We start from the raw sequence: 6,975 nt of genomic DNA, 5'->3' as shown, positions 1-6,975 counted from the left end.
TTTTATTGAAATTTAAAGTTTTTACAAGAGATTAGTGTTTCGTATTGAAACAAAATTTTAACAACAAGCGTTTGTTTTAGGGTTTATTTATCATTAATTAGGCTGTGTTGATAAAAGTTTGGTGGTTAAAAATCTCTAACTCCCCTTAATTTTCTAAACAGCGCTTTACTTAGCGCACTTCTTTATATCAATATTCCAATCAGCACCGGATTTGATTTGATGTTTTTGCGCGAAATTATCCCTATTCAGCGCTACAGAAACATTCAACAAGCTGTTTAGATAGACCAACGGCTGGCCTTCTAAAACACCGCCAAAACTCGCAACATACGGCATTTTCCCTTCGTATTTTTTCTTGGAACCTTTAGAAATAGTTACGCACAATATATCGTTGCGTTTGATTTTTGCTTGATTAAGCAGTTTATCGCTGATATTGCTCCAAACATTGCCGTATTGGATATCAAGAATTGGGATATTGCCTTTCACTTCCCCTTTTGTAGCTTTTGCTTTTTGGTAAGGGATTTCAACAACCTTTGCGGGAAGCTCTGGCCCGACCTGCTCGAATGTGATCGCCCCAGAAGCCAAGCGCGCCCCAGTGTAAGCATACACATCACGACCATGGAAAGTATAAGATTTTTCAGAACCTTTCAAGCGGTTAGCTTTTTCGTCAATTTCACGCACGCTATCAATCCCCAAAGTTTGCGCCACCAAAGTCAGCGTGCCGTTATCCGGCGAGACGAAATACTGGCCGTTTTTAGTTTTCAATACCACCGATTTACGATTAGTGCCTACGCCCGGATCAATCACGCTCACAAATACCGAACCTTTTGGCCAATAACTAGCGGTTTGATACAAGCGGTAAGCGCCCTCCCAGATGTTATACGGAGGGATTTCGTGCGTTAAATCAAAGATTTTAAGATTGGAATTAACGCTGAAAGCGACGCCTTTCATTGCCGAGACGGCCCCATCTTTTAGGCTAAAGTCGGTTTGTAAAATCAAAGCGTTATCTGCATAAACAGACGATAACCCTATACACGCTGATAAAAACAACGCTGAAATCGTTTTTTTCATCTGTATTATTTCCTGAATAACAAAAGTGGAGTGAAGCATTTTCTCATGGTTACCCTTTGTTGGATTAAAGTGTTTTTATTATACAATTTAAGGGGGTTGTTTGTTTGTTTTTTTGAAGTTTAAAGTTTTTACAAGGGATTAAAATTTCGTATGGAAACAAAATTTTAAAATAAGTCTTTTATATTAAAATAATTTAAAATGATTGACCATTAATTAGGCTCTCTTAAGGGGATAGGGGGTTTTTCACTTAAAACGCAATATCGTCAATATTTTCACTATTCTCTATATAGTATTTAAAACGCTCTTTTTCTAATTCGTTTTTTAGGATTTGTTGTTCTTCTAAAAGCAGGCGTTTTTGATCTTCTAGGGTGTTGATTTTACGGCTAATATAATAGATATTATTGCTTAAATAGATTTTAGGTGCTAACAGAGCTAAAAACGCACCCCCAAAAACCAACACCCCTATTAAAGCCATTAAAGAAAGACCATGCGAATTTTCATTTGCAGTTCCAGCAAATAATTCTTTCTTTTCGTTCTCTTCTATGCGCACAAAGCGTTCTTTTTCATTTGAAGAATGGTTTTTTATGCTCATGGCTTACTCATTGACTTGTTCATGGTTTGAATTTAAAAACCCTCATTTTAGCGCTTCGTGAACGCCTGTTGTTTTTAATTTCTTCTGGGCTTGGAGTGATGGGCTTTTTGGTTAAAATTTCGCCTAAAGCGTGATTGTTAGAGCAAGCGCATTTGAAATTTAAAGGATCGCAAACGCAATTTTTAGCGTAATCTTTAAAAGCGTTTTTCACTAATGCGTCTTCTAAAGAATGGAAAGAAATCACGCACAAAATCGCTCCCTTAAGGTTTCTAGCGCATTGTAAAAACTCTTTTAACTCTTCTAATTCACTATTGACTTCTATGCGAACGGCTTGAAACACTAAAGTCGCTGGATGGATTTTTTTATTTTTAGAAAGGGAGCTTAAAAAATCGCTCAAATCCTTAGCGTCTTTAAAGGGTTTTTTAGCACGCCTTTCTGTAATTTTGTGGGCGATTTTTTTGTATTCTTTGATTTCGCCATAGTCTCTAAAGATTTTTTCTAACGCCACTACAGAATAAGAGTTGATGACTTTTTGAGCGTTCAAACCGCCCTCTAAATCCATGCGCATATCCAGAGCGTGCGAGTGGAAATTAAACCCTCTGTTATCATCATCAAGCTGCAAAGAGCTCACCCCTAAATCCACTAAAACCCCTTTAATCTCCTTGTTATGCGTTTCTAGGGCTTCTTTAAAGCGTTTGGCAAACCCCCCGCTTAAGAGATTGTAACGCCCTTCAAAGGCTTTCAATCGTTCTTTAGCGATTTCTTGAGCGAATTTATCCTTATCAATGCCAATGAGTTTCAGGTGCGGTTTTTGGGATAGAATCGCTTTAGAATGCCCTCCTAACCCTAAAGTGCAATCAATCAAAACCCCTTCTTCTAAAGGTGCGAACGCTTGCAAAACTTCTTGCAACAAAACGCTTTGGTGCAAATTCTCTATTTCTTGCAAACAACCCCCTTAAAACCCCTAGATGAATTTTCCAAACGCCCACCCAATGGTATTGGTTTTGTTGGTTACGCTCAAAAGTTTCTTTATAATCAATTTTAGCTTTTTAAGATGCGAAAATCCAAACTAAAACCCTTTTTATAAAGACTAAAAAGGGCTTAAAGATACCCTTTAAAGGGTTTAAAAAGTGTAGTTATACCCTAAATAAAGCGAATAATCCCGTTTCAAATGGTAATAAAGATTAGTAGCGTTAGGACCCGCACTCAAAAACTTGTTGATGAGTAGCGGCACTCTCACGCCAAACTCTACGCCATTATGCTTGTAGATATTGGCTCTCACGCCAAAATTCAACCATACTTGAAAAGCAACGGTTGAAGTTTTGGTGCTATAAGGAGCGTTAGGGTTACAATAAGTAGGGGTACAAACATCAGGACCTTTAGCTTCAATGATTTGCTCTTTCCAATAGTTTGCCGCTGAGCTTTTCCAAGTGTTACCGCCGATAGCAACCCCACCAAAAACACCAAAAGAAGCGTTATCGTTATCAATAATATCAGCTAACAAATCGCTCCCCACACCCCAAGAAACCATATCCAACTGGATTTTATTAGGTGCATAAACCTGCTTACCTAAATCGGCATGCCCATAATCAAAAAGCCCATACACTCTGAAACCAAACCACTTGCTTGTCATATCCAATGACTTGAACTGGAAGAACTTCTTATAACCCACATTCAACCCAAAACCATTCAAAGCCCCATTAGCGTATTTGGAGTGCCAATTGATATTGGTGCCTCCTGGATTATGCTTATTAGCGGTAAGACCTGGGGGGCAACCTACAACACTCCCTGTGCAATCCCCTGTGTTATAAATATTACTATTCAAACGGGCTTGTCCAAGCTGATAATTAGTCCCTATATAAACACCATCACCTTCGGCTAACAACGAAGAGCTTAAAACTGCGGATAGAAGCCCTAAAGCTACAAACTTTTTCATAAATTCCATTCCTTTACATTCCTATCTTTAAAATTGTCTCATAAAATAATAGCATGTTTATCCTTAATCAAGCAAATATTTTTAACTCTTATGAATAAGAAATGATAATAAAACCATTCTTTTTTGAAGTATAATAGCTCCTTTTAATCCATTTTCTTATTTTAAGGAAACTCTTGCAACATAAAACCATTATGGATAAGATCATTATTCAAGGGGCTAGGGAAAATAATCTCAAAAATATTTTTTTAGAAATCCCTAAAAACCAATTTGTTGTTTTTACCGGATTAAGCGGTTCGGGTAAATCCACTCTGGCGTTTGACACTTTATACGCTGAAGGCCAAAGGCGCTATTTGGAGAGTTTATCCAGCTATGCTAGGCAATTTTTAGACAAAGTGGGTAAGCCTAATGTGGATAAAATTGAAGGCCTAACCCCAGCGATTGCTATTGATCAAAAAACCACTTCTAAAAACCCTAGATCCACTGTGGGGACGATCACTGAAATTTATGATTATTTAAGGTTGTTGTTTGCAAGGGTTGGGGAGCAATTTTGCCCCACATGTTTAGAGCCCATTAGTTCTATGAGCGCGAGCGATATTATTTCTCAAATCTGTCATTTAGAAGAAAATTCTAAAATCATTATTCTAGCCCCCATTATTAAAGATAAAAAAGGTTCGTTTAACGATAAATTAGAAAGCTTGCGTTTAAAGGGGTATGTGAGGGCTTTTGTTGATGGGGTGATGGTGCGTTTAGATGAAGAAATCCATTTGCACAAAACCAAAAAACACACCATTGAAGCGGTGGTGGATAGGGTGGTTATCAATAGCGAAAATGCTTCACGGATCGCTAGTGCAGTAGAAAAAGCCCTTAAAGAAAGCTATGGGGAATTAGAAGTGGAAATCTTGCAAGACAACGCGCCAAGCATCAGGAAGCATTACAGCGAGCATAAGGCATGCTTTAAATGCAAGATGAGTTTTGAAGAATTAGAGCCTTTGAGTTTTTCTTTCAATTCGCCTAAAGGGGCATGCGAGAGCTGTTTGGGTTTGGGGACAAAATTTAGCCTAGATATTAGTAAGATTTTAGATCCTAACACGCCTTTAAATCAAGGAGCGATTAAAGTGATTTTTGGGTATAACCGCAGTTATTACGCTCAAATGTTTGAAGGCTTTTGCGAGTATAATGGCATTGACACCGCGCTTTGTTTTAACGAATTGAATAAAGAGCAACAAGACGCTCTTTTGTATGGGAATGGCACTGAAATCAGCTTTCATTTTAAAAACAGCCCTTTAAAACGCCCTTGGAAAGGCATCATCCAAATCGCTTATGATATGTTTAAAGAGCAAAAGGATTTGAGCGATTACATGAGCGAAAAAACCTGTTCTTCGTGCGAGGGGCATCGTTTGAAAGCTTCAAGTCTGAGCGTCCAAGTCGCCGGCTTGAAAATGGCGGATTTTTTAACTAAGCCCATTGAAGAAGTCTATCACTTTTTTAATGATCCCACGCATTTTAGCTATCTTAACGAGCAAGAAAAAAAGATCGCTGAACCCATTTTAAAAGAGATTTTAGAAAGGGTGTTTTTTTTATACGATGTGGGGCTAGGGTATTTGACTTTAGGGAGGGATGCGCGAACGATTAGCGGAGGGGAGAGCCAAAGGATACGAATCGCTAGTCAAATCGGGAGTGGTTTGACAGGGGTTTTATATGTTTTAGACGAGCCTAGCATTGGCTTGCATGAAAAAGACACGCTTAAACTCATCAACACCCTTAGGAATTTACAAAAAAAGGGGAACACGCTCATTGTCGTAGAGCATGATAAAGAGACGATTAAGCATGCGGATTTTGTTGTGGATATTGGGCCAAAGGCTGGAAGGCATGGGGGTGAAGTGGTTTTTAGCGGGAGCGTAAAAGATTTATTGCAAAATAACCATTCTACCGCCTTGTATCTCAACGGCACTAAAAAGATTGAGCGCCCTAAATTTGAACCCCCTAAAGAAAAGCATTTTTTAGAAATTAAAAATGTCAATATCAATAACATTAAGAATTTGAGCGTTCAAATCCCTTTAAAACAATTGGTGTGCATTACTGGGGTGAGCGGGAGCGGTAAAAGCTCGCTGATTTTACAAACCCTTTTACCCACCGCTCAAACCCTTTTAAACCATGCTAAAAAAGCTCAAAGCTTGAATGGGGTGGAGATTGTAGGGTTGGAGCATTTGGATAAGGTGATTTATTTAGATCAAGCCCCCATAGGCAAAACCCCACGAAGCAACCCTGCCACTTACACAGGGGTGATGGATGAAATCAGGATTTTATTTGCCGAGCAGAAAGAAGCTAAAATTTTAGGCTATAGCGCGAGCCGTTTTAGCTTTAATGTTAAAGGGGGGCGGTGCGAGAAATGCCAAGGCGATGGGGATATTAAAATAGAAATGCATTTCTTGCCTGATGTGTTAGTCCAATGCGATAGCTGTAAGGGCGCTAAATACAACCCCCAAACTTTAGAAATCAAGGTGAAAGGCAAATCCATTGCTGATGTGTTGAACATGAGCGTGGAAGAGGCTTATGAATTTTTTGCTAAATTCCCTAAAATCGCCGTGAAGTTAAAAACGCTTATAGATGTGGGCTTAGGCTATATCACTTTAGGGCAAAACGCTACGACTTTAAGCGGGGGGGAGGCTCAAAGGATCAAATTAGCTAAAGAATTGAGTAAAAAAGACACAGGCAAAACCCTTTACATTTTAGATGAGCCTACTACCGGTTTGCATTTTGAAGACGTGAATCACCTTTTACAAGTCTTGCATTCTTTAGTAGCGTTAGGCAATTCCATGCTAGTGATTGAGCATAATTTAGACATTATCAAAAACGCTGACTACATTATAGACATGGGGCCTGATGGGGGGGATAAGGGCGGGAAAGTCATTGCGAGTGGCACGCCTTTAGAAGTGGCACAAAATTGCGAAAAAACCCAAAGCTACACGGGAAAATTTTTAGCTTTGGAATTGAAATAGCTTGCATGGGGTTTGTTTGTTAAAGTAGGGCTGAATAAAATAACAGACAGCCAAATATTGGAGAGCAGAAAAATTACAAGGCTAGAGGCAATAATAGTCACTTGATCATGCAAGAGTTAGCAAAGAAGCCATGCCTTTAAAATCCATCGCATGAGAGTTTGAAAAATGAGAAAATACTAAGGAAAATAGAGATCAAGCCGACACTCTCTAATCATCACAGAAACGACAATAGCGTTTCAAACCTTAGTGGGAATAATCCTACCACAAACGAGCTTAAAACACAAGAGCCACAACGAATGAAGCAAAAAAAAATGCACCATAGTTAAATCCATGCTAGAGATTATAAAAAGCTTGAAATAAGCAGGTTATCAGCCATTAAA

General features: G+C 38.7%; 5 protein-coding genes. 1 reads left to right on the top strand and 4 read right to left on the bottom strand.

Annotated features, from left to right (window positions below; all coding sequences use genetic code 11):
- Nucleotides 1-165: 165 nt before the first annotated feature.
- From KX581_RS05740 to hopE, 4 genes are all read right to left on the bottom strand, one after another.
- Complete coding sequence (locus tag KX581_RS05740; RefSeq protein WP_231175827.1) at nt 166-1,068, bottom strand: SAM hydrolase/SAM-dependent halogenase family protein; 903 nt, start codon at nt 1,066-1,068, stop codon at nt 166-168.
- A gap of 247 nt (nt 1,069-1,315) precedes the next feature.
- On the bottom strand, nt 1,316-1,660 hold the full coding sequence (locus tag KX581_RS05735) for a hypothetical protein (RefSeq protein ID WP_231175826.1): 345 nt from the start codon (nt 1,658-1,660) through the stop codon (nt 1,316-1,318).
- 19 nt (nt 1,661-1,679) lie between these two features.
- The gene (rsmH, locus tag KX581_RS05730; protein WP_231175825.1) at nt 1,680-2,606 is read right to left on the bottom strand and encodes a 16S rRNA (cytosine(1402)-N(4))-methyltransferase RsmH; all 927 of its coding nucleotides are present in this window, start codon (nt 2,604-2,606) and stop codon (nt 1,680-1,682) included.
- 177 nt (nt 2,607-2,783) lie between these two features.
- On the bottom strand, nt 2,784-3,605 hold the full coding sequence (gene hopE, locus KX581_RS05725; protein ID WP_000395390.1) for a Hop family outer membrane protein HopE: 822 nt from the start codon (nt 3,603-3,605) through the stop codon (nt 2,784-2,786).
- Between the two features lie 164 nt (nt 3,606-3,769).
- Here hopE and uvrA point away from each other — a divergent pair, with 164 nt between their 5' ends.
- The gene (gene uvrA / locus KX581_RS05720) at nt 3,770-6,595 is read left to right on the top strand and encodes an excinuclease ABC subunit UvrA (RefSeq protein ID WP_231175824.1); all 2,826 of its coding nucleotides are present in this window, start codon (nt 3,770-3,772) and stop codon (nt 6,593-6,595) included.
- Nucleotides 6,596-6,975: the final 380 nt, after the last annotated feature.

It is taken from the genome of Helicobacter pylori, assembly GCF_021062735.1.
Taxonomy (GTDB): domain Bacteria; phylum Campylobacterota; class Campylobacteria; order Campylobacterales; family Helicobacteraceae; genus Helicobacter; species Helicobacter pylori_DN.
Note: the sequence above shows the minus strand (reverse complement) of the source record. Positions and strands in the feature narration are given on the sequence as shown.